The organism is Natronococcus sp. A-GB7, from assembly GCF_029688865.1.
In the GTDB taxonomy this organism is placed as follows: domain Archaea; phylum Halobacteriota; class Halobacteria; order Halobacteriales; family Natrialbaceae; genus Natronococcus.
In genome coordinates this window covers 13661-35274 of sequence record NZ_JARUKV010000010.1, presented here as the reverse complement: position 1 = coordinate 35274, position 21614 = coordinate 13661, and the positions used below count along the sequence as shown (strand labels likewise).

Here is a 21614-nt window from a genome sequence, read left to right as displayed (position 1 = left end):
ATGACCAGTCCCGAGGCACGTGAGGAAGCAGTGCTCGAGGCCGTTAACCAGCGCCGCAAGTTGGTCAACGAGGCGATCCCGGAGGCGCTTCCGATCCAGCGACCCGAACGGCTCTACGAGGCCTCGCGGTACCTGCTGGACGCGGGCGGCAAGCGGCTCCGCCCGACGGTGTTGCTGACGACCGCGGAAGCACTCGCCGACGTCGAGCCGCTCTCGCGGGGGTATCGTGAGTTTCCGACGCTCGAAGAGAGCGCGGAACCGCGTTCCGCGGACGACGCGAGCGGCGAGCCGCGAGCGCCAGAGACGATCGACGCGATGGCAGCCGCCGTCAGCGTCGAGGTCATCCAGTCGTTCACGCTGATCCACGACGACATCATGGACGACGACGACCTCCGCCGCGGGGTCCCGGCCGTCCACCGGGAGTACGACCTCGAGACGGCGATCCTCGCGGGCGACACGCTCTACTCGAAGGCGTTCGAGATCATGCTCGAGACCGGCGCAAAGCCCTCTCGAGCGGTCGACGCCCTCGAGATCCTCGCGACGACGTGTACGAAGATTTGCGAGGGTCAGTCCCTGGACGTCGACTTCGAGCAACGCGACGACGTCACGCCCGAGGAGTACCTCGAGATGGTCGAACAGAAGACCGCGGTGCTCTATGCCGCGTCGGCGTGTCTCCCGGCGATCTTGCAGGGAGCCGACGACGAAACGGTCGATGCGCTGTACGGCTACGGCCTCGACATCGGTCGAGCCTTCCAGATCCACGACGACGTGCTCGATCTGACCGTTCCGAGCGAGGAACTCGGCAAGCAGCGAGGGAGCGATCTCGTCGAAGAGAAACAGACGCTGATCACCGTCCATGCCCGCGACCAGGGGATCGAAATCGAGGACCTGGTCGACACCGAGGACGTCGAGCGAGTCACCGAGAGCGAGATCGACGACGCCGTCGCCGAACTCGAGCGCGTCGGCTCGATCACCTACGCGAACGATCGCGCTCGCGAGCTCGTCGAGCAGGGGAAGGACCGACTCGAGGTGCTGCCGGACAACGAGGCCCGCGAACTGCTCTGTGACATCGCGGACTACCTGATCGAACGCGGATACTGATCGGGTCGTTCTCGGCCCCGGTTCTCGAGGAGACAACGCGGGTACCGCCGGGAGCGTCCGGGATCAATCCGGCTGGAGACGGTTCTCATTCGGATTCCTGGCTGTCGGTTCCGAAGACCGCGATCGTCCCCCGGCTGCTCGGGAAATCGCTGCAGTAGGACGTCTCAATCGGAGCAGAACTTCTCGACGAGACTGCGACACTCCTCGGCCTCGAGAGGCTTCAGAACGTACGCGTCCGCCTGCGGCGGTTCCGACTGCAGCTTCTTTAGCTCCGGTTGTGTCCCCGTCAGTACGACGACCGGGATCTCGCGGAGTTCCTCGTCGGCCCTGATGGTTCGTAGCACCTCCTTCCCGCTTTTTTTCGGGAAGTGCCAGTCGAGCAGGACGAGGTCGGGACGGGGTGCGGATTCGTACTCGCCGCGTCGCTCGAGGAACTCGAGCGCCTCGGCGCCGTCGGTGACGACGTGATAGTTCCCCCGGAGGTCCGCGTTCTCGAACATCTCTCTCGTAAGGCGGACGTCCCCCGGATTGTCCTCCGCCAAAAGTATTTCTCCCACATGCTTCGGTCCACCCATAACGGATCCACCAGACGTGGATACATAATTGTCACTACCGATCGTCGAGACGGGCGGGTTCCGGGAGACCGAGGGATCCCGAGGGCGCCTCGCGTTCTATCGGTGACAGGATCGGCGTGTGCGGCCGTTCAACGGAACGTTCTCTACGATCCCTCGAGGGGACGTCGATCACCAAGTGTGTAGGGACGAGTCTTACGCACGTGACTCCTGTAGTGGTGTGTATGAACGATCGCACACCCGACGAGCCGGTAGACGTACTCCTGATCGAGGACAACCCGGGTGACGTCCGCCTCACGCAGGAGGCGTTTCGCGCGACCGAGAGCGAGATCTCGTTCCAGGTTATCAGCGACGGAGAGGAGGCGGCAGCGTACTTCCGCCAGCCCGAGGACTCCGAGCCCTGTCCCGACCTGGTGTTGCTCGATCTGAATCTTCCGCGAAAGGACGGGCTCGCCGTTCTCGAGGTGCTCGAGGAGGAACTCGACTACCCGCCGCCGCCGGTGCTCGTGCTCTCGAGTTCGAGCGCCGAGGAGGATATCACCGCGAGCTACGCCAGCGCTGCAAACGCTTACCTCACGAAGCCCGACGCTATGCCGGAGTTTACCTCGATGGCGGAGGCGATCGAACGGTTCTGGATCGACACGGCACAGCAGCCGCCCGCAACGGCCTGACACGGGATCGGTGAGCCGACACGCTCCGCTCGGAATGTGGGCGACGAGCCGACACCGCTGCGGTTTTGAGCGGGCGGCGAATACCCCACGGTAATGGACGACGACTTGCGCGACCGGATCGAACGGGAGGCGGAGAAGCACGCGCTGTTGAACGCGGTGAAACACGAGAGCGACGCGGACGTCGGCGCGATCATGGGTCCGCTGATGGGCGACAACCCCTCCTTCCGCGAGCACGGGGACCAAATTCCTGGCGTCGTCGGCGGCGTTGTCGGACGGGTCAACGACCTCGCCTACGCCGAGAAGCGCGAGCGACTCGAGGAGCTCGCCCCCGAGGAGCTCGCGGAGATCGAGGCCGAGGACGAGGGTGACGACCACGACCTGCCCGACCTCCCCCGCGCGGAGGAGTACGACGAGGTCCGGATGCGGTGTGCCCCGAACCCCAACGGACCGTGGCACGTCGGCCACGCCCGGATGCCCGCCGTCATCGGCACCTACAAGGAGCGCTACGACGGCTGGTTCTGCGTTCGTTTCGACGATACCGACCCCGAGACCAAGCGGCCCGACCTCGAGGCCTACGACGCGATCCTCGAGGATCTCGAGTATCTAGGCTTCGAGCCCGATGCGACGTTCAAGGCCAGCGACCGCCTCGATATCTACTACGACCACGCCCGGAAGCTGATCGACATGGGCGGGGCGTACACCTGCTCGTGTTCGGGCGAGGAGTTCTCCAAACTGAAAAACAACGGCGAGGCCTGCCCGCACCGCGAGAAGGACGTCGAGACGGTCCTCGAGGAGTTCGAGGACATGATCGCGGGCGTCTACGACAGTGGCGAGATGGTCCTCCGCGTGAAGACCGACATCGAACACAAGAATCCCGCGCTGCGTGACTGGGTCGGCTTCCGAATGATCGACACGCCTCATCCGCGCGAGGAGGCCGAGGAGTACCGCTGCTGGCCGATGCTCGACTTCCAGTCGGCGATCGACGACCACGTCGTCGACGTCACCCACATCGTCCGCGGGATCGACCTGCAGGACTCGGCGAAACGACAGGGCTTTTTGTACGACTACTTCGGCTGGGAGTACCCCGAGGTCGTCCACTGGGGCCACGTTCAGATCGACGCCTACGACGTGAAGATGAGCACGTCGACGATCGCCGAGCTGATCGACGAGGGACGACTCGACGGCTGGGACGATCCGCGCGCGCCGACGCTGAGGAGTCTCCGTCGGCGGGGGATCCGCGGCGAGGCCATCGTCGACGCGATGGTCGGGCTCGGCACGTCGACCAGCGACGTCGACCTCGCGATGAGTTCGATCTACGCGAACAACCGCGACCTGATCGACGAGGAGACCGACCGCCGGTTCCTCGTCCGCGACGGGGCCGAGGTCCCGTTGGGTGGGAGCCCGCCCGACGAGGCGAACCCGCCGCTCCACCCCAACCACGAGGACCGCGGCGTCCGGAAGATTCCCGCCGGCGACGCCGTTCTGCTCGAGCCCGACGACCTCCCTCAGCGCGAGGACCGCATCTGGCTCAAGGGGCTGGGCTGTTTCCAGTACACCCGCGATACGCTCCAGTACACCGGTGAGGACATCGACGTCGTTCGCGAGGGCGACGTCGACGTCGTCCACTGGGTGCCCGCAAACGAGAGCGTCCCCGTCCGAATGCGAACGATGGACGGCGACGTCAGTGGCCAGGCCGAACCCGAGGTCGCCGCCCTCGAGCCCGACGAGATGGTGCAGTTCGAGCGCGTCGGCTTCGCCCGGATCGACAGCGTAGACGGGGAGGACGGGACGCTCGCCTACTACACCCACCCCTGAGCCGTCACGACTAGGCGGCGTCCGGCCGGTCGCTCGCTCCTCGAATCCTTCGACTCGAGGCCGCCGGACGCAGATCAGAACGGTGAAGGCAGCTTCTTGGCGTTACTCGTCCTCGTCTTCACCGTTCTCTTCTTCATCATCCATCTCATCTTCACCGTTCTCCTCTTCATCATCCATCTCGTCTTCACCGTTCTCCTCTTCATCATCCATCTCGTCTTCACCGTTCTCTTCTTCGTCATCCATCTCGTCCTCTGCTTCGTCGTCCTCCTCGTCCTCTTCGGCCTCGCCGTTGCCCTCGATCTCGATATCGCCGACCATCGTCGTCTCGTGGGGCTCACAGACGTACGTCGCCATCTCCTCGCTGGCCTCGAACTCGAGGAACTGATCGTCGCCACCCTCGTCGGTGATCTCGGTCTCGAGGTCGTCGATCACCTCGTCGTCCTCGTCCCGGATCTCGATATTGTGCTGCGATCCGTCGCCCTCCTCCCAGCCGATCTCGTACTCCTCGCCTTCCTGAAGGGTGAGCGTCGGATTCTCTTCGTCGGCGATCTCCTCGGGTTCGATTCCGACCCACCCCGCCGTCTGGGCGTCGAACTCGATCCGCGTGCCGGGTTCGATCGCTTCCCCGTTCTCGTCCGGCTCCTCGTCGTTCGCTGGCTCCTCGTCGTCCGGTTCCTCGTCGTCCGGTTCGTCGTTGCCGTTGCCGTTACAGCCCGCGATAAACGCCGTTGCACCGACGGCACCGGCGGTCTTGAGGACGTTGCGCCGAGTCGCTCGTGTGCTGTCTCTCATACACCATTCTATGCGATCCAAAGGAGTTAAACCAAATATGCGATCGGAGAGAAGTTATAAAATGCGTTGGATAGATCTCTTGGTGGATTGGGAAATTTTTTCGGATGAAGAACCAGTTACGCAATCCGATCCGGCGGGTGCTCCCCATCTCCTCTCAGTCGTCCTCGAGGAGATCGTCCCCGCTGTCGGGACGCGGATCCGCGACGACGCCGTCCTGCCGCCCGAGGACGCGAGCGTGGGCGGCACAGACGACCCTGTTCTCGCCCCACGGGACGTGGAGCTCGACACAGGCCGGGCGGTCGCAGCCGTCCTCCGAGCAGTCCATACGCTCGAGACGATGGCCAGTGACTCGGCGTTTACGGTCGGTCAGAACACGAACACGGCGACCAGGAAGCCGAGCAGGATCGACGCCGTCAGCAGGACCTGGGCGGCCGTCGACGCGAGGATGCCGACCGTCGCGTAGAACGCCGACCGGGTGCTGTGATCGACGTCGCCGCCGCGGACGAACTCGAGGACGAATACGGTGCCGAACAGGCCGACGAGCAGCCCGATCGGGCCCGTCAGGAGCATGAGCGCGATCCCGACGACTGCGGCGGCACCCGTCGTCGTCCAGGAGGCGCCGCCGGCCCGCGCTGCGATCGAGCCGGCGAAGAACTCGACGAACAGGGTGAGCGCGCCGAGGGAAAGGAGAACGAACAGGGAGATCGGACCGGGCTCGGTAAACCCCGACCCCCACCAGTACAGCAGGACACCCGAGACCGAGAGCAGGCCGCCGGGGACGAGCGGGACGACAGTGCCGGCGACGCCGCCGACGAGCAGGGCGATCGCGAGGGCGGCGATGACGTCGACCATAGGAGGGCGAAGACGCGGCGGCGGCAAAGTCGTACCGCCTCCGGAACGGTTAGGAACGGCGGGACGAACCGACCGGTATGGGACGAACGGGCGGAGCGATCGTGGTCGGCGCGTCGTCGGGGATCGGTGCGGCACTGGCCCGGAAGCTGGCCGCCGACGGCTACGAGGTCGGGCTGGCGGCCAGGCGAACGGAACGGCTCCGGGAGATCGGCGAGGAGTTACCGACCAGATCGTACGTCGCGACGATGGACGTCGCCGACGCCGAGGCGGCCCGCGAGCGGTTCGACGCGCTCGCCGACGCGATGGCGTCGGTCGACCTCGTCGTCATCAGCGCCGGCACCGCCGACCTGAACCCCGACCTCGAGTGGGGACCCGAGCGGAAGACGATCGACGTCAACGTTCGCGGGTTCGCGGCGATCGCGACCGCCGCGGTCTCGCACTTCGAGGAACAGGGGATCGACGGCCACCTCGTCGGCATCTCCTCGGTCGCAGCCCACTTCGGCAACGGCGCCGTGCCGGCGTACAACGCCTCGAAGGCGTTCGTCACGACCTATCTCGAGGGGCTGCGGACGCGAGCGCGCGGGGGCGAGACGGACGTGACGGTGACGACCGTCGAACCGGGGTTCGTCGACACCGAGCTGGCGTACGGCTCGTTCTGGATGTGTTCGCCAGAGACCGCGGCAGAGCAGATCGCTCGAGCGATCCACGGAGAACGAAGCCACGTCTACGTCACCCGTCGGTGGCGACTGGTCGCGCGGGTCTTCGACGTCGTTCCGAACGCGATCCTGCGGCGAGTGCTGTCGTAGCGCCGGGCGGTCGTATCAGGATCCCCCGAACCGATCCCGAACCTCGAGCGCCGCGTCGGTTCCGTAGCGGTCGACCAGCGGGCAGAACGCATCGCCGAGGGCGCGCATGCACTGCCCCGTGGAGTGGAAGTCGAGCCGCTCGGCGACCGTCTCCCAGTCGCGGGCCTGCAGCGCTCGGAGAGCCAGCAGCCGCTCCTGTCGGGTCGTCAGCTCGATCGTTGCGGGTTGCTCGACGAGATATCGGACGACCAGCTCGCGGAAGGGGCCAGGATCGACGTCGAACAGGCCCGGCCCGTAGGCGGCGCCCGCGACGACGCGCCACTCGTGGGCGCTCAGCTCGAGCGACGGGGCGGCGTCGGCGGGGACGCTTCGCAGGACCGCCCGCGCGACGTCGGGCTCGAGGTCGGCGAGGGCGTCAGAACAGAGGGCGGCGAACCGTTCGGCGAAGCGCTCGGCGTGGCGGTCGCGCAACCCTTCGCCCGTCTCGGCCGTCGGCGAGAGCAACAGCGCCGAGTACTCCCCGCTGGCGTCGTTTCGCGTCGTCGAGACGTGGACCGTCGCGTAGCCGTTCGCCCGCCAGAACTCGAGCAGCCCCGGGGTCGCCCCGAACCCGGTGCCGAGCCAGTCGACCTCGGTCCCGTACTCCTCGCGGATCTCCGCGAGCAGCCGCGAGCCCAGCCCTCGCGAGCGCGCGGCGTGATGGGTCGCGATCCGCACGACCCGTACTCCGGCGGACTCGCCTGCCCGTTCGTCCCGCAACTGGCTCGTGAGCACGTCGGGGAGCATGTTCCCGCGGATGCGCCCACCCTCGTACATCATCGCCCGCTGCTCGGCCGAGAGGTGCCCCTCGCGGGCCAGCAGGGCGACGCTGGCGACGTGGCCGTCGTAGACCAGCGCGCGGGCCTCGAGGTTCGGCGCGTCGAGCAGGCGCGCAAGATCGTTGGGCTCGGTGCGGTAGTGTGCGAGCACGAGCAGGCCGAACGCCTCCCGCAGGAGCCGTTCGTCGGCCAACAGGTCGTCGGGCTCGAGTCGCCGATAGCGGACGGTCTCCGGGGCGGCGTCCGCGACGAGCGGCTCGACCGGAGGACGGGCGTCGAGCAGCAGGGCGCGAAACGCCCAGACCTCGATCGGGTCGCCCGCGGCGTACCGGATCGGCTCAGTCAGCGTTCGCTCGGTGACCGCGTGCTCGCTCTCGGCGAGCCGATCCCGGAACCGAACCGAGAACCCTCTCCCCGCTCCCTCGTAGCCGTGTATCGTCGTCGCGAACGCGATCCGATCGGCCGCCAGCAGCCCCTCGAGAGTGGCGACCGGGAGCGCGGCAGCCTCGTCGACGATCACGACGTCGGCAGCCTCGCACTCCTCGAGCGCCGCGGCCGGATCGAGGTAGCGGACGCGCCCGCCCGCCACCGTCTCGAGCCGGCGCGGTTCGGTCGTCTCGCACTCCTCGAGCGTCTCACAGAGCTCTCGGGCGCGGTCGAACACCTCCCGCGCGTTCCGAAAGTCGGGTGCGGTCACGAGCACGTCTTCCCCGTCGGCGGCGAACGCGCCCGCGGCCAGCCCCGCCGCGCTCGACTTGCCCCGGCCGCGATCGGCCTCGAGCACGACCGCTGCCGGGGCGTCGAACAGCGATTCGAACGCGGCCACGGCCTCGGCCTGGTCGTCGGTCAGACAGGACCCGTAGGTCGGGGTCGGGAAGCGGCGGTTCGCGGGCGGCTCCGGCTCCGTGCTCGCGTCCAGCCTCGGTGCGGGACGGGTCAGCCCTTCGTCGACGATCCGATCGGTCTCGAGGTCGACGATCCCGACCCCGCGGTGTGCCTGCAGCGTCTCGACGAGCCGGCGTCTGAACCGGCCGGTGACGTCCGACAGCGAAAACGGCGGCACGGCCAGGGACTCGTCGAACGCGTCCCGGCGATCGGGCCAGGACTCGAGCGACGGTGTCAGCAGGACGAGGAGCCCGCCGCCGTCGACCGTCCCGACGAGCTTGCCGAGGGCGTTGGGCTGGAGCTGGTCGTGAGCGTCGAGGACGACGACGTCCCGCGTCGTGCCGAGCAGCTCGCCGACGTGGGTCTGGGAGAGCTGCTCGCAGCGTAGGCGATCCTCGGGACCGACGAGCGTGGTTCGGGTGATCGCTACCGAGAGTCGGTCGAGGATCGCCTCGAGGCGCTCGTATCCGCGCTCTCGGTCGCCGGCCAGTACCAGCACTCGCCGTTCGTTCGTCTGCCTCGCCTCCGTCCGGAGCGATCGGGCGAGGTCGACGAGGTCGTCGTCCGCGGCCATACCCTCGAGTCGTCGTCTCGGATGTAAGAGGTCACGGTCTGGCGGTCGCGGTCCGTGTGGTCGATCGGCGACGTCGGCTACGGCCGATCGGCGCAGCTCGAGTTTCGATCCGAAACAGCCGCTACCGGCTGTGCGGACCGATCCCACTCGTCCGGCCGTTTGGACACGCTTTTAAGGGGGGCAGCGCTACTGCGTAGTACACCCTACGCGGGGTTGATGATGCTCCTAGCCTCACAGGACTTCCGCCGACCGGACGTCGGCCCGGGACCCAGCCCGGACGGCAGGGGAGCGCGAGCCCGCGCGTAGGAGAGGTGAACAACCAATGTCAGTCTACGTAACCACAGACATCCCAGCCGACCTCGCAGAGGACGCCCTCGAGGCCCTCGAGGTCGCACGAGACACCGGACGCGTAAAGAAAGGAACCAACGAAACCACCAAAGCGATCGAGCGCGGCAACGCAGACCTCGTCTACGTCGCCGAGGACGTCTCCCCCGAGGAGATCGTCATGCACCTGCCCGAACTCGCCGAGGAGAAGGGCATCTCCGTCGTCTTCGTCGAGACACAGGACGACGTCGGCCACGCCGCCGGCCTCGAGGTCGGGAGCGCCGCCGCGGCGATCGTCGACGCCGGCGAGGCGTCCGACGACGTCGAAGAGATCGCCAACAAGGTCGAGGACCTCGACTGAGGTGACCTGAGATGAGCGCTGAAGAGAACGAAAGCGGATCCACGCCCGCCGAGGTCATCGAGGTCGTCGGCAAGACCGGCATGCACGGCGAAGCCATGCAGGTCAAGTGCCGCATTCAGGAGGGCGAAAACCAGGGTCGAATCATCACCCGAAACTGCCTCGGACCGGTCCGCGAAGGAGACGTACTCCAGCTTCGCGAGACCGCCCGCGAGGCGGACTCCATCGGAGGACAATAATGGTCGAGAAACGTACCTGTGACTACACGGGCGAGGATATCGAGCCCGGAACGGGCATCATGTACGTCCAGAACGACGGTACCGTGCTTCACTTCGCCAGCGCGAAGGCGGAGAAGAACTACAAGCTCGGTCGCGAGCCGCGTGACCTCGAGTGGACCGAGGCCGGACGCGCCGGCAAGGGTCCCGCCGAGGCCGACACGCCCGCCGCCGAGGAAGCCGACCAGGACGAAACCGTCGAGGCCGACGAGGACGAGGATCTCGAAGCCGACGTCGACGAGGACGACGAGGACGCTTCCGCGGGCGACGAAGCGGTCGACGAGACCGAGGATCTCGAGGAGAGTGAGGCCTGATGAGTGAGGCCGAGCGCACCTTCGTGATGATCAAGCCCGACGCCTTCGCGCGCGGGCTGGTCGGCGAGGTCGTCTCCCGACTCGAAGAGCGCGGGCTGAAACTCGTCGGTATCAAGATCGAGAACATGCCCCGCGAGCGGGCCGAGGAACACTACGGCGAACACGAGGACAAGCCGTTCTACGACGACCTCGTCGAGTTCGTCACCTCCGGTCCGGTCGTCCCGATGGTCTGGGAGGGCCAGGACGCGACCCGTCAGGTCCGACAGATGATCGGCGAGACCGACCCGCTCGAGGCCGAGCCCGGAACGATCCGGGGCGACTACGCGCTCGACCTCGGTCGGAACGTCGTCCACGCGGCCGACCACGAGGACGAGGGCGCCAACGAGCGAGAGATCTCGCTGCACTTCGACGACGACGAGCTGATCGACTACGATCAGCACGACGCCGGCTGGCTCTACGAGTAGCGACCCGGCGACTCCGACTCGTTATCGACGTTTAGGACCGGATTTTCTGTTTTCCAGAGTACATTAAATTAGACGAGTCGATAGCTTACATAGACGGAACATCTAATGTATCGGCTGTAGTAGACGAGCACGGTGGTTTCGAATGGTAACTCACGGTAGGTGGTTCGTGAATGCGTAAGCGAGAACAGGGCTCGAGATCGATCGCGAGCGCGGAGCCCCCGTCTTTGGATCTGATCTTCGATCTTCTCTCGAACCGACGACGACGGTACGCGCTGTACTGTCTCTCCGAGCGCGCCGACGGGGTCGCCGCCGTCGACGAGCTCGCCGACGCAGTCGTTCGACTCGAGACCGAAGCCGGTGACGTCGATCGGGAGTTCGACGAACACCGGAAAACCGTCCGAACGGAGCTCCGGCACTCCCATCTTCCCAAGCTCGCCGACACCAGTCTCCTCGAACACGACCGGCGCAGCGACACCGTTCGCTACTGGAACCAGCCCTCCCTCGAGGAGTGGCTCGAGCATGCCAAACACAAGGAGCTGTAGCCGGCCGGCCCCTTTCTCTGCGGTCAGTAACGGTCGAACTCGGAGCCGTGGCGTCCGTCATCGAGCCCTCTTCCCTGTGGAATGATAGCATTCCCATCCTCAAAGCTTAACAGGCGAGCTACCGATACGGATCATAGAGGTGTCCTTATGACTGATCACGAACTTCCAGAACTTCCGTACGACTACGACGCGCTCGAGCCGGCAATCTCCGAACAGGTCGTCACCTGGCATCACGACACGCACCACCAGGGGTACGTCAACGGCCTGAACAGCGCCGAGGAGACCCTCGAGGAGAACCGCGAGAGCGGCGACTTCGGCTCGTCCGGGGCCGCGATGGAGAGCGTTACCCACAACGGCAGTGGACACTACCTCCACACGCTGTTCTGGGAGAACATGTCCCCCGACGGCGGCGGCGAACCCGAGGGCGACCTCGCCGACCGCATCGAGGAGGACTTCGGCTCCTACGAGGCCTGGAAGGGCGAGTTCGAGGCCGCTGCGAGCGGCGCCGGTGGCTGGGCACTGCTCGTCTACGACCCGGTCGCGAAGCAGCTTCGCAACCTGAAGGTCGACCGCCACGACCTCCACGCGCTGTGGGGTGCCCACCCCATCCTCGCCTGTGACGTCTGGGAGCACTCGTACTACTACGACTACGGCCCGGACCGCGGCGAGTTCATCGACGGCTTCTTCGACGTCGTCAACTGGGACAAGGCCGCAGAAGAGTACGAGAAGTGCCTCGACCACTTCGAGTAAGCGACGACCTGGCAACCCACGTATTTTTATCGCACTCGTCCGCTCAGCGACGGCGATAGCGCCGCGGGCCGCGAGCCGACCGCCGAGGAAGCGAGCGCGCTCGAGCCGTTGCCGACGTCGAGACCGGTGCGGTCTTGTGGCGCCGCGCCGATAGCAACGTCCATGCCAGTTCCGAAAGACGAGTTCGACGAGCTCCCGCCCTGTGACTTCTATACGCCCGCGGAGCTGTTCGAGGAGGATCAGATGTACACCGTCTACGAGATCGCGCGCCTGCTCCAGGGGCTCGAACCCGACGCGGACATCGACCGCGAGACCGAGGACATCCTGCTGGACTGGGCGATCCCGTGGGTGATGACTAACGCCGACGAGCTCGTCGTCGCCGAGCCGCGCGACGAGGAGGAGCCCGGGTTCTACGGTCTAAAGGACGAATGATCCTCCTCGTGGTCGGGTCGGATCGCGTCGACGCCGGCAAGACGACGTTCTCGACGGGCCTGCTCGAGCGAACCGGCGCGGTCGGCGCTAAACCCCGCGCCGGCAACGACTACTGGTTCGACCACGACGACTGTCGACGGGCGCTCGCCGACGGTCGGCTGTACGGGAAAGATGCCGCACGGCTCGCGGCCGCGGAGGCTCGGGGACGCGAGCCCGAACGGCTCAACCCCGTCCACCGGCTGTGGCGGCCCAGCCCCGGCCCCGGTACCGGGCTGCTCGGGCAGACCGATCGGGAGTTCGTCGTCGACAGAATCGGCGCTCCGGGCGAGGCCGGCGAACCGACGTACGTCCGAAACGCTACCGTCGACGTCCCCGATCGGGTCGCCTCGGCGCTGCCCCTCGAGGAGGCGATCCCCGTCGAAACCGTCGACGAGCTCAACGACGTCACGGCCGACCGGTACGTGCCGGCGTTCGAGTCGCTTTCGACCGAACTCGAGGCGGCCGACGTCGCCGTCGTCGAATCCTACGGCGACATCGCCCGGCCGCTGAACGATCTCGATCCCGCGGCGATCGCCGCGGTCGCGGTCGTCGAGCCGGGGCGGGCCCGGATCTATCCGGGCAATCGGTACTGCCGGGCCTGCGAGATCGCCAGCACGAGTCCGAAAGACGGCAGCCTCGAGAAGCGAGTGCCGACGGTCCTCGACTACCTCGATCCCCTCGAGCGGGTCCGGCTGCCGCCGCTTACGGGCGAGGAACGCGAGGACCCGGAGCGGGTCGCCGCGGCCTACGCCGATGCCTACGACGCCCTGCTCGAGGGTGCCAGCCAGGGTTAGGCCTGGCGGGCCATCTGGGAGGAGAGTTCGACGTGATCGTAGGGGTTCGTCGTCACGCTCGGCCCGTGGCCCGTGTGTAACTCCGCGAGCTCCGGGGAGATCCGGTCGAGGACGCGATCGATGCTCTCGATCAGCGTCTCCCGATCGCCCTCCTCGAGGTCGGTCCGTCCGAAGCTCCCGTTCTGGAAGACGAGATCGCCCGCGAGGAGGATCCCCGCGTCGGCCGAGTAGAAACAGAGATGGTCGTCCTTGTGGCCGGGGGTGTGGAGCGCGACGTAGTCGTGATCTCCCAGTCGTACGGTCTCCCCGTCGGCGATCCCGTGGTCGACCCCGTCGATCGACGGATCGTATCCCCAGACCTCGACGTCGAACGCCGATTTGACCGCCTCGAGGTTGCCGACGTGGTCGGGGTGGGTGTGGGTGAGCACGACCGCGTCGAGGTCGTCGACCTGCGACTCGAGGCGGTCGACGACGTCGAAGTTCGCGCCGGGATCGACGAGTACCGTTCGCTCGCCGGTGACGAGGTAGACGTTGCTGGTGAAAGCCTGGACGCCCTGCGCGAGGTTCGTGACCATACGGAGCCGTACAGGAGCGGGGGGCTTGTGCGTGTCGACCTCAGTGTGGCTCCTCGAGCGGCGATCAGCGACCGAACGCGATATTCACAAGCATTTTTAGCTCCGGCACGTAGTGGAGGACGAATGACTCGGTCGGTCCCCGTCGGGGTCGGTATCCTCGTCATTACTGTCGTGCTCGCCGGCTTCACCCTCCCGATAGCGATGGCCGGCGCCGTCGACGGCACCCAGCAGTCGCTCGCGGACCGCGAGAGCGCGGTCCCCGCCCAACACGCGGTCGACGACTTCGACTCCCAGAACTTCGACAGCACGACGTTCGAGATCACCGTCCACGAGAACGGGAGCGCGACCTGGACGTTCCGCCACGAGCAGCGCCTCGGGGACGACGACGAGGAGGCGAACTTCGGCGCGTTCGCCGAGGAGTTCGAGGAGGACGAGACCGGGCTCTACGAGCGGTTCACGGATCAGGCCGAGGCGCTGACCGACACCGGCGAGGAGACGACCGACCGTGAGATGGAGGCGACCGCGTTCAACCGCTCGGCGTCGACCGAGTACCGACCCGGCGCGATGGGCGTCATCGAGATGTCGTTCGTCTGGGAGGGGTTCGCCGACGTCGAGGACGACCGCATCGTCGTCGGTGACGTGTTCCAGAACATGTATCTGGGCTCCGATCAGTCGCTCGTGGTCAAACCCGGCGACAACCTCGTGCTCACCGACGCCGATCCCGAGGGCGAGTACACCGCCACCACGATGGAGAACGCCAGTTCGATGACCTGGACCGGCGAGCAGGAGTTCCTCGACGGTCACCCCCACGTCGTGCTCCAGGACGCCGACGACATCGGAAGCGACGGCACCGCGGGGACGACCGGCGGCTCGAGCGACGGAACCCTGCTCTCGTGGCCGGTGATGCTCGGCACCACCGCGGTCGTCCTCGGCGCCGTTATCGCCGCCGCGTGGTACCGAACCAGGCGGGACGAAACACCACCGGACGACTCCCCTGGCGAAGTCGACGGGCCGACCGGCCCTCGAGCGGAGTCATCGGAGGCGGGCGCGGCGGCCGCGGGGTCGGAGGAGCAGACTGAGCCAGGGTCGCTCACCGAAGAGGAACTGCTGACCGACGAAGACCGAGTGATCAAACTCATCAAAGAGAACGGCGGTCGGATGAAACAGGTCAACATCGTCGACGAAACCGGCTGGTCGAAGTCCAAAGTCAGCATGCTGCTCTCCGAGATGGAACGCGAGGGCGACATTAGCAAGCTTCGCGTCGGCCGCGAGAACATCATCAGTCTCGAGGGGTTCGAGCCCGAGGCGGCGAAGTCGCCGTTCGACGAGTAGGGGCCGCAATCGCCACCGAACCCCGTGTCAGGGTTCGACAGAGGCGGATCGAAACGGAACCCTTAAACGGTACACGGCGTTACGAAAGAGTGCAGGCGAAAGCCGACGGACGCTCCGATAGTGTAGTCCGGCCAATCATATTGCCCTCTCACGGCAATGACCAGGGTTCGAATCCCTGTCGGAGCATTTCTACGGCGACTCACTCGACGAGCAATGCAGATCGCGTGCGAGTCACATTGGGAGTCGTAACCTCGATTGTGGAATTGGAAGCAGAGAAACACGAGCGCAGCGAGCGTTTCGCGTAGCTCGAATCCCTGTCGGCGCACTCTCCCCCGTTTCTCGGTTTTCGGTCGGGTACTGCCCAGTGGCGCGTACCGTGCGGTCCTGGCCGCTCGAGCTCGGGAGCACCGATCGGTCGCCGTAGACGAAAGGAAGACACCGCTGGCAATCCAGCTAGCAGTATGCACGATCGAATTCACGCCCGGAAGCCCACCCACGACATCGAGCACTGGTCGACCGGAACCATCGAGTCGATCGGCCAGCGGGACGGACACTGCGTCGTCACCGTCTCGCCCAAGGACGGAGAACCACTCGAGCTGGTCGTCACCAACGCGATTCGGGAGCTGTTTCTCGGTCGGCTGGATATCGACGACGACGAATCACCGGTCGGAGAGCGCGTCTGGTACCGGAAACACGGCGGCTGAGGCAGACGGATATTCCGGGCGGGTACGATCCGTCGGTCGTGTTGCTGGAGAGTTACTGGCAACTGTACGGTCGGCTCGGTGATCGCCGATACCCGACGGTTGAAGCGATTGCGGACCAACTGCGTGACACAATGTCGAACACCGACCGACGGTACGACCTCGTCCTGTGGGGTGCGACCGGGTTCACCGGAAGGCTGGTCGCCGAGTACCTCACCGGAACGTACACCCCGGACGAACTGTCGCTCGCCCTCGGCGGCCGAAACGAGGATCGGCTTCGAACGCTGGAGGCCGACCTCGTCGACGAGGCCGGGACGTGGAACTCCCTCCCGATCGTCCTGGGTGATGCGACGGACCGAGAGAGCCTCCAGGAGATCGCCGACAGTACGCGCGTCGTCTGTACGACCGTCGGTCCGTACACGACGTACGGGACGCCGCTCGTCGAGGCGTGTATCGAGGCCGGAACCGACTACTGCGATCTCACGGGCGAGCTCAACTGGATCCGGGAGATGATCGACCGGTACCACGAGGACGCCGTCGAGGCGGGGAGTCGGATCGTCCACACCTGCGGCGTGGACTCGATCCCCGCCGACGTCGGGACGATGGCGGTGCAGTCGGCTGCGGTCGACGAGTTCGGAACGCCGTGTGACCTGGTTCGGCTCTACGTCGACGGGCGCGGCGGTGTCAGTGGCGGAACGATAGCCAGCGCGGTCGCGATGTTCGACGCCGCGTCGACCGACCCGATCGCTCGGCGAGCCCTCCGGAACTCGTACTCGCTCGCGCCACCCGGGGAGCGCACCGGCATCGACTCGAGCGAGCAGCGACGTCCGAGGCGGGACCCGCTTCGATCGGTGTGGACCGCACCGTCGCCGATGGCTGCCGTGAACGAACGCGTGATCCGACGTAGCAACGCACTCCTCGGGTACCCGTGGGGTCGCGAGTTTCGCTGTTCCGAGGTCGTTCCGACCGGGAGCGGGATCCGGGGTGGGGCGATCGCGGCCCTCGTCGCCGGCGGGTTCGGGCTGGCGGCTGCCGGAATGGCGATCGATCCGGTCCGAGCCGGGTTACAGCGGTTCGTGTTCCCCGACCCCGGCGAGGGGCCGAGCAGGGAACGGATCGAGAGCGGACACTTTTCGGTTCGCCTCCTCGGTCGCGGAACGGCCACCGACGGTCCGTTCGTCGTCGAGGGGACGATTCGCGCGGACGTCGACCCGGGGTACGGCGCGACCGCGCGGATGCTCAGCGAGGCCGCGATGTGTCTCGTCCGCAACGAAACCGCAACGCCGCTCGAGGGTGGCGTACTGACGCCGGCGTCGGGAATCGGCGAGCCGCTCGTCGATCGGCTTCGAGACGCCGGAATCGCCGTGAGCGTCTCGGTGTGATCTCCGTCCACGTCGATCGGCGGGACGGTTCCACGTTCGGGCACCTGGGGCTCACCGGTCGACGAGACGGCCCAGCAGGCCACCCGGCAGTCCGGAACGGAGTATCCGGTCGACCATCCAGTCCGGCAACACGGCCGACAGCCGCGGAAGCCAGCGAGCCCGACGTCCGACCCGGTATCGGCTGCGCGGCGAACCCGTCGTGGCGGCCTCGACGACGGTCTCGGCGACTGTCTCCGGACGTACGCTCCGCGGGCTGTAGCCGTCGAACGCGGCGTACTGCTCGGCGTAGGGGCTCTGTGGGTCGGAGGCGAGCGCTTCGGCCGCTCGTTCGTTCAACCCCGTCCGAACGGGGCCGGGTTCGACGAGCGATACCGTGACCCCGTGGGGACCGAGCTCGCGTCGCAGCGCATCGACGTACCCGTGAAGCCCGGCTTTCGCAGCGCTGTAGGCGCCGTGGTACGGCAACGCGACGTTTCCGAGAACGGAGCCGACCGCGACGATCCGACCCTCGCGACGACGAAGCGTCGGCAGGGTTGCGTGGACCACCGTGTGGACCGCGGCGAGGTTCGCCTCCAGATGCCGCCGAAACGTCGCCGGCGAGACGTCCTCGAGCGCGCCGAGTTCGTACCAGCCGACCGTCGAGATCAGGCGGTCGACCGGTCGGTCGGCCAGCAGCTCCCGGACGGCGACTTCGTCCCGTACGTCCAGTTGGACGGTGTCGACTGCAGCCGGAAGGTCGGTGAGGCGGTCCGGATCCCGGTCGAGGCCGAGAACGTCGTGGCCCGCCTCGGCGAGCCGAGTCGCGATTCGTCGTCCGATTCCGCCGCCCGCACCGGTGAGCGTGACCTGCATACGTTCCGGAGGATCGACCGGGGGAGGGATAGTAACAGCCGAAACGACAGCGGTGTGAGCCGAACGCGGTCCCCGCCGCGGACTCCGTTGTTCGGTCGCGAGAAGCGTTATCACTCTCGGCCCACTACTCGAGGTAATGGTTCATCCAGCGACTCGTCGCCTCGGCGCCGTAACGGACGATCTCGAGAGCCGAGGGTTCGCGCTCCGATCGGACGGCGACGCGACGCTCGCCCTCGACGGTCCGACGGCGTTCGCCGGCGTCGACGCACCGCTGCACCTCGTCTACCCGCCGGACAGTGCGCCGCTGACTATCGTCTCGAGGATCGCGACCGCTGTACACCGGGGACACGTTCCGGTACTCGTCGCGGACCGGTGGACGAACGACGAGCTGAGGGCGGTGCTGGAGTCTCCGTTTCTTCTCGACTCCCGACGCGACGGTGCCAGGCAGTTTTACGCCGTCGAGGACCGGATCGGACTGACCGACGATAGCTTCGCCTGTCTCGGTACCTCCGGTCGGATCGAGTGGCGCGAAACCGCCGCGGACGGCGACGATCCCTCGCTGATCCTCGATGTCGGAGGCGAGACTGTCGCAGTCCTCGACAGTGTCGAAGCGCTGCGGTGTCCCGGCCCCGAGCCGACGGCGTTCCGGTATCGATACGGCCGCGACGAGGACGGCCAACTGTCCGTGTTCCGGGGAGAGAATCCCGTCAGACGGTACACGAGCTTCCGCTCGATGCGTACCGACGGGTTCCGTCCCGTTCCCCTCCCGCTCGTCCCCGAACATCACGTCCGCCGGAACGGGCACCTCGCACGGGCGACACTCCGCGCGTTCGTTACCGGGGACGAGGTCGAGTACGGTCCCTGCCAGTAGCCGAGTAGCGTCTACCGGTTCCGAAGGCGAGTTCGCCGCGCTTCGCTGTGAGACGTCCGTCTACCGGAAACCGCGTGCTCCCGTCGCGGATCCGACAGACCCGAGAACGGGTGTGGCCTCGAGCCGGAACCGCTCGAGTGCAGGGGCGGTGCCGGCTTCCGACCGGGGGTCGTCGATCGACCCCGATTACACCCGCAGATGGCGATCGGTGATATCGTCGTTCAGCTCGGACACCCGACGATCAGCGGGCTGAACGCGGTCTCCAAAGAGGTTTCGACCGACGCGTCGCGCGTACGAGCTGGTCAGCATGACCGAGATGGCGTTGCCGATGTTCGCGCCGTGGGAGTGTTGCAATCCGATCGTGTGGCCGATCTCGTGGGCGACCGTCTCCGCGACGGCCGCCTCGACGCGGTTCGACCCCTCGGCCGCCATCCAGGCGATCCCGTAGCGGTCGATCGGTTCACAGCACGTCGGGAGGATCGCGGGGGATGCGATACCGTTGCCCGATCTGATCTCCGGGTGGTGCGAGAGGAGGATGTGGCTGTCGACGGACGACCGCGTTCGGTTGTACTCGACCCAGTTCACGAGCGACCGTCTCGCGGCCGACATCTCGTCGCCGAACGTCGACAGCGCCGGTGGCAGCGCCGTTACTTCCTGTGGAACGGTCGTCGTCTCGTCGAGCAGTTCGAACGAGTTCGCGAACTGGGGCTCGAGGATGTCCCGCACCCCCGCTTCGGCGAGACGCTGGCCCGTGTCCCGTCGCTGGCCGCTCTCCACGAACCCGGTCGTGAGCTCGTCGGTCTGGTAGACGGCGACGGTTATCGTCTCCGGCGCGCGAACGCGGCGCACACCACGGTCGAACGCGACTGCCCCTCCCGCGACGGTCCCGACTCCCGTGAGGAACGTGCGCCGGTCCATACACATTCATCATACAGTAATTCAGTATATACTTTCTGTTAAATTTAACAGTCACCATGAATCACAAGTCTGGGCACGGAACAAACGTCGGAAGAAACCGAGCCCTCGGAGGCGCTTCGGGCGTCGGCTCGTATCCCGGCCGAACCGTCAGGAGTTCGACCAGCCCTCGACCGCTTCCGAGGCGTCGGTTCGGGCCGCTCCGTCCGCGTCGACTCCGAGCAGTCCCGCCCACACCTCGACGTCCGATTCGGGGGCGGTCACGTCCGCGATGACGGCGTCGCAGTCCCGACAGACCGTCCAGACGGCGACATGTGGTGGTTGACAGCACGGGTCGACCCGTTCGTCGTTTCGATCGACCGGCCCGTCACAGCCCGGACAGCGCTCGAGCAGGAGCCGGATCCGCTCGAGGAGCGCCAGACGGGCGTCGCGCTCGAGGTCCGACCAGCCCTCGACCGTCGCTCGGAGGACCGACGCGGCCGCAGCGTCGGCGAGGAGTGCGGCGTCGGACTCCCATCGAAGGAGACGGTTGCCGTCGATCGAGTACGCCCGCGGCCCGCGTTCGACGGCCTCGGAGGCGGCGAGTGCCTCGACGTCGTCGGCTCCCGGCGCTGATTCGCGGCGATCGATTTCGACGCGGAACTCCTCCCGGAACCGATCGGTCAGGGAGAGCGTCCCCTCGGACGACCGATCGACGACCTCGGCGGCGACGAGTTGGTCCCAGGGATCCTCCGCCGCGGTTCCCTCGAGCGAGCGGGTCGCGATCGGTTCCTTCCCGAACAGCCGAAGGACCGACGCCGGAAGGTAGCGCTCGGTGAGTTCCGGCGTTCCCGGGACGAGATAGCCACGAAGGTAGATCACCGCGAGAAAGCCGCCGAGCGCGGTCGCCCCGACCGGGACGGTCGTAACGATTCCCAGTGTCCCCGCCAGAGTGAGCGCGATCGCCACGTTGACGACCGTACACGGTAGACAGCGGTTTTCGCCCGTGTACTCCGGCTGTCGAACGGGGCCGATATCCATGGGAAAGAGACGCATTGACTACCGTGGGAAACTACCACGCTGCACGGCAAAAACGTTCGCGACGGACTCGAGGCGTCCGTCCACGGCGACACCGTACCCGAGGCTCTCGGGGCCCGGACTGTCCGTGAGCGTGTGGAGCCTCAGTCGATGTCGGCGATCGCGCCGGAATCACACTCGGGACAGCGAAGCGTTCCCTTCGTCGGCAGGTGAACGTCCCGCCGCGGAAAGGTCGCCCGACAGTCCCGACAGCGCACGGTCGCCCTCGCGTCCGGCTCGAGACGCGCTCGCGGCAGCCGAAGGTCGTCCGTGTACGGGTCCATAGATTGGTATTGACTGCCACGATAATGAATCCTCGGACGGACGACGGTCGGCTCCGCCGCCCGGTAGAGGCGGTTCGCTAGCAGTCACCGGTACGACCGTTCTCAGCCGTCAGGGGGCCGTATACCGCGGTACTGGGTGCACTCGAGACCGGTAAAAAGGGACCGGCCCACGCAACGACGCCCGTCATCCCCCTCGAATCCCTTGCACGACTGTCGAAAGCTCCGAAAACTGCGTATTCGACTTCGAAGACTACTACTATGAGTTCGAACGATCTACTCGTCGATAAGTGTTCAGTGTGTGAAACGTACTTCGCCGTCGCGTCGAGCGCCGACCTCCAGCGGCGACTCAACGCCCACGAGCTCGAGCAACACGGCAAGGTCAAGCCGACGCGAGTCGACCACCGCGCGGCGAACCACCGGTAGCGACGTCCAGCTTTTTCGAGGATGGTCTCTGGTATCGAGCGAACG

At 66.6% G+C, this 21614-nt stretch carries 28 protein-coding genes and 1 tRNA gene; 18 read left to right on the top strand and 11 right to left on the bottom strand.

Features of this window, described 5'->3' with window-relative positions:
* Positions 1-1101 (top strand): polyprenyl synthetase family protein, encoded by a 1101-nt coding sequence (locus QA609_RS10630; RefSeq protein ID WP_278302586.1) that lies wholly within the window; start codon positions 1-3, stop codon positions 1099-1101.
* Positions 1102-1265: 164 nt separating this feature from the next.
* Here QA609_RS10630 and QA609_RS10625 read toward each other — a convergent pair whose 3' ends face one another.
* Entirely contained in the window at positions 1266-1676 is a 411-nt protein-coding gene (locus QA609_RS10625; RefSeq protein WP_278302585.1) for a response regulator, read from the bottom strand.
* 221 nt (positions 1677-1897) lie between these two features.
* Here QA609_RS10625 and QA609_RS10620 point away from each other — a divergent pair, with 221 nt between their 5' ends.
* Positions 1898-2344 (top strand): response regulator, encoded by a 447-nt coding sequence (locus QA609_RS10620; RefSeq protein ID WP_278302584.1) that lies wholly within the window; start codon positions 1898-1900, stop codon positions 2342-2344.
* Positions 2345-2437: 93 nt separating this feature from the next.
* On the top strand, positions 2438-4159 hold the full coding sequence (locus QA609_RS10615) for a glutamate--tRNA ligase (protein ID WP_278302583.1): 1722 nt from the start codon (positions 2438-2440) through the stop codon (positions 4157-4159).
* A gap of 102 nt (positions 4160-4261) precedes the next feature.
* Here the strand turns inward: QA609_RS10615 and QA609_RS10610 are convergent, their stop codons facing one another.
* The 3 genes from QA609_RS10610 to QA609_RS10600 all read right to left on the bottom strand — a co-directional run bounded on the left by QA609_RS10610 (position 4262) and on the right by QA609_RS10600 (position 5803).
* A complete protein-coding gene (locus QA609_RS10610) occupies positions 4262-4951 on the bottom strand; it encodes a twin-arginine translocation signal domain-containing protein (protein ID WP_278302582.1) in 690 nt (229 codons plus the stop codon).
* 154 nt (positions 4952-5105) lie between these two features.
* Positions 5106-5276: a hypothetical protein gene (locus QA609_RS10605; RefSeq protein ID WP_278302581.1), complete on the bottom strand. Its 171-nt coding sequence runs from the start codon at positions 5274-5276 to the stop codon at positions 5106-5108.
* 41 nt (positions 5277-5317) lie between these two features.
* Positions 5318-5803 carry a DUF456 domain-containing protein gene (locus tag QA609_RS10600; protein ID WP_278302580.1) on the bottom strand — a complete coding sequence of 162 codons (486 nt, stop codon included), beginning with the start codon at positions 5801-5803 and terminating at the stop codon, positions 5318-5320.
* Positions 5804-5880: 77 nt separating this feature from the next.
* Between QA609_RS10600 and QA609_RS10595 the strand changes: the two genes are divergently transcribed.
* On the top strand, positions 5881-6609 hold the full coding sequence (locus QA609_RS10595; RefSeq protein WP_278302579.1) for an SDR family NAD(P)-dependent oxidoreductase: 729 nt from the start codon (positions 5881-5883) through the stop codon (positions 6607-6609).
* A 15-nt stretch (positions 6610-6624) separates the two neighbouring features.
* On the opposite strand, the gene tmcA is transcribed toward QA609_RS10595, so the two are convergent.
* The gene (tmcA, locus tag QA609_RS10590) at positions 6625-8886 is read right to left on the bottom strand and encodes a tRNA(Met) cytidine acetyltransferase TmcA (protein WP_278302578.1); all 2262 of its coding nucleotides are present in this window, start codon (positions 8884-8886) and stop codon (positions 6625-6627) included.
* 322 nt (positions 8887-9208) lie between these two features.
* On the opposite strand from tmcA, the gene rpl7ae reads away from it, so the two are divergent.
* The 6 genes from rpl7ae to sod all read left to right on the top strand — a co-directional run bounded on the left by rpl7ae (position 9209) and on the right by sod (position 11913).
* Positions 9209-9571, top strand: coding sequence for a 50S ribosomal protein L7Ae (gene rpl7ae / locus QA609_RS10585; protein ID WP_278302577.1), 363 nt, complete (start codon positions 9209-9211; stop codon positions 9569-9571).
* Between the two features lie 11 nt (positions 9572-9582).
* Positions 9583-9807 (top strand): 30S ribosomal protein S28e, encoded by a 225-nt coding sequence (locus QA609_RS10580; RefSeq protein ID WP_005557920.1) that lies wholly within the window; start codon positions 9583-9585, stop codon positions 9805-9807.
* The gene (locus QA609_RS10575; protein ID WP_278302576.1) at positions 9807-10157 is read left to right on the top strand and encodes a 50S ribosomal protein L24e; all 351 of its coding nucleotides are present in this window, start codon (positions 9807-9809) and stop codon (positions 10155-10157) included. Before QA609_RS10580 ends, QA609_RS10575 begins: the two co-directional genes overlap by 1 nt.
* Complete coding sequence (gene ndk, locus QA609_RS10570; protein WP_278302575.1) at positions 10157-10621, top strand: nucleoside-diphosphate kinase; 465 nt, start codon at positions 10157-10159, stop codon at positions 10619-10621. The genes QA609_RS10575 and ndk overlap by 1 nt, the downstream gene beginning before the upstream one ends.
* A gap of 170 nt (positions 10622-10791) precedes the next feature.
* A complete protein-coding gene (locus QA609_RS10565; RefSeq protein ID WP_278302574.1) occupies positions 10792-11163 on the top strand; it encodes a hypothetical protein in 372 nt (123 codons plus the stop codon).
* A gap of 147 nt (positions 11164-11310) precedes the next feature.
* Entirely contained in the window at positions 11311-11913 is a 603-nt protein-coding gene (gene sod / locus QA609_RS10560; RefSeq protein ID WP_278302573.1) for a superoxide dismutase, read from the top strand.
* A gap of 26 nt (positions 11914-11939) precedes the next feature.
* On the opposite strand, the gene QA609_RS10555 is transcribed toward sod, so the two are convergent.
* Positions 11940-12077, bottom strand: coding sequence for a hypothetical protein (locus QA609_RS10555; protein WP_278302572.1), 138 nt, complete (start codon positions 12075-12077; stop codon positions 11940-11942).
* Here QA609_RS10555 and QA609_RS10550 point away from each other — a divergent pair.
* On the top strand, positions 12076-12345 hold the full coding sequence (locus QA609_RS10550) for a DUF5827 family protein (protein ID WP_278302571.1): 270 nt from the start codon (positions 12076-12078) through the stop codon (positions 12343-12345). The two genes, QA609_RS10555 and QA609_RS10550, sit on opposite strands and share 2 nt — an antisense overlap.
* The gene (locus QA609_RS10545; RefSeq protein WP_278302570.1) at positions 12342-13178 is read left to right on the top strand and encodes an ATPase; all 837 of its coding nucleotides are present in this window, start codon (positions 12342-12344) and stop codon (positions 13176-13178) included. Before QA609_RS10550 ends, QA609_RS10545 begins: the two co-directional genes overlap by 4 nt.
* On the opposite strand, the gene QA609_RS10540 is transcribed toward QA609_RS10545, so the two are convergent.
* A complete protein-coding gene (locus QA609_RS10540) occupies positions 13175-13753 on the bottom strand; it encodes an MBL fold metallo-hydrolase (RefSeq protein WP_278302569.1) in 579 nt (192 codons plus the stop codon). The genes QA609_RS10545 and QA609_RS10540 overlap by 4 nt on opposite strands.
* Positions 13754-13876: 123 nt before the next feature.
* Here QA609_RS10540 and QA609_RS10535 point away from each other — a divergent pair, with 123 nt between their 5' ends.
* The 4 genes from QA609_RS10535 to QA609_RS10520 all read left to right on the top strand — a co-directional run bounded on the left by QA609_RS10535 (position 13877) and on the right by QA609_RS10520 (position 17168).
* Positions 13877-15085 (top strand): hypothetical protein, encoded by a 1209-nt coding sequence (locus QA609_RS10535; RefSeq protein ID WP_278302568.1) that lies wholly within the window; start codon positions 13877-13879, stop codon positions 15083-15085.
* A 111-nt stretch (positions 15086-15196) separates the two neighbouring features.
* Positions 15197-15271 (top strand) — tRNA-Glu (locus QA609_RS10530).
* 275 nt (positions 15272-15546) lie between these two features.
* Positions 15547-15789 carry a hypothetical protein gene (locus QA609_RS10525; RefSeq protein ID WP_278302567.1) on the top strand — a complete coding sequence of 81 codons (243 nt, stop codon included), beginning with the start codon at positions 15547-15549 and terminating at the stop codon, positions 15787-15789.
* A 131-nt stretch (positions 15790-15920) separates the two neighbouring features.
* On the top strand, positions 15921-17168 hold the full coding sequence (locus QA609_RS10520) for a saccharopine dehydrogenase NADP-binding domain-containing protein (RefSeq protein WP_278302566.1): 1248 nt from the start codon (positions 15921-15923) through the stop codon (positions 17166-17168).
* A 51-nt stretch (positions 17169-17219) separates the two neighbouring features.
* Here the strand turns inward: QA609_RS10520 and QA609_RS10515 are convergent, their stop codons facing one another.
* On the bottom strand, positions 17220-18020 hold the full coding sequence (locus QA609_RS10515) for an SDR family NAD(P)-dependent oxidoreductase (protein ID WP_278302565.1): 801 nt from the start codon (positions 18018-18020) through the stop codon (positions 17220-17222).
* 136 nt (positions 18021-18156) lie between these two features.
* Between QA609_RS10515 and QA609_RS10510 the strand changes: the two genes are divergently transcribed.
* Positions 18157-18891 carry a hypothetical protein gene (locus tag QA609_RS10510; protein ID WP_278302564.1) on the top strand — a complete coding sequence of 245 codons (735 nt, stop codon included), beginning with the start codon at positions 18157-18159 and terminating at the stop codon, positions 18889-18891.
* Positions 18892-19077: 186 nt separating this feature from the next.
* On the opposite strand, the gene QA609_RS10505 is transcribed toward QA609_RS10510, so the two are convergent.
* The 3 genes from QA609_RS10505 to QA609_RS10495 all read right to left on the bottom strand — a co-directional run bounded on the left by QA609_RS10505 (position 19078) and on the right by QA609_RS10495 (position 21146).
* Complete coding sequence (locus tag QA609_RS10505) at positions 19078-19809, bottom strand: zinc-dependent metalloprotease family protein (RefSeq protein WP_278302563.1); 732 nt, start codon at positions 19807-19809, stop codon at positions 19078-19080.
* 147 nt (positions 19810-19956) lie between these two features.
* Positions 19957-20826: a hypothetical protein gene (locus QA609_RS10500; protein WP_278302562.1), complete on the bottom strand. Its 870-nt coding sequence runs from the start codon at positions 20824-20826 to the stop codon at positions 19957-19959.
* Positions 20827-20966: 140 nt separating this feature from the next.
* On the bottom strand, positions 20967-21146 hold the full coding sequence (locus QA609_RS10495) for a hypothetical protein (protein ID WP_278302561.1): 180 nt from the start codon (positions 21144-21146) through the stop codon (positions 20967-20969).
* A 258-nt stretch (positions 21147-21404) separates the two neighbouring features.
* On the opposite strand from QA609_RS10495, the gene QA609_RS10490 reads away from it, so the two are divergent.
* The gene (locus QA609_RS10490; RefSeq protein WP_278302560.1) at positions 21405-21569 is read left to right on the top strand and encodes a hypothetical protein; all 165 of its coding nucleotides are present in this window, start codon (positions 21405-21407) and stop codon (positions 21567-21569) included.
* The last annotated feature ends 45 nt before the right edge of the window (positions 21570-21614 follow it).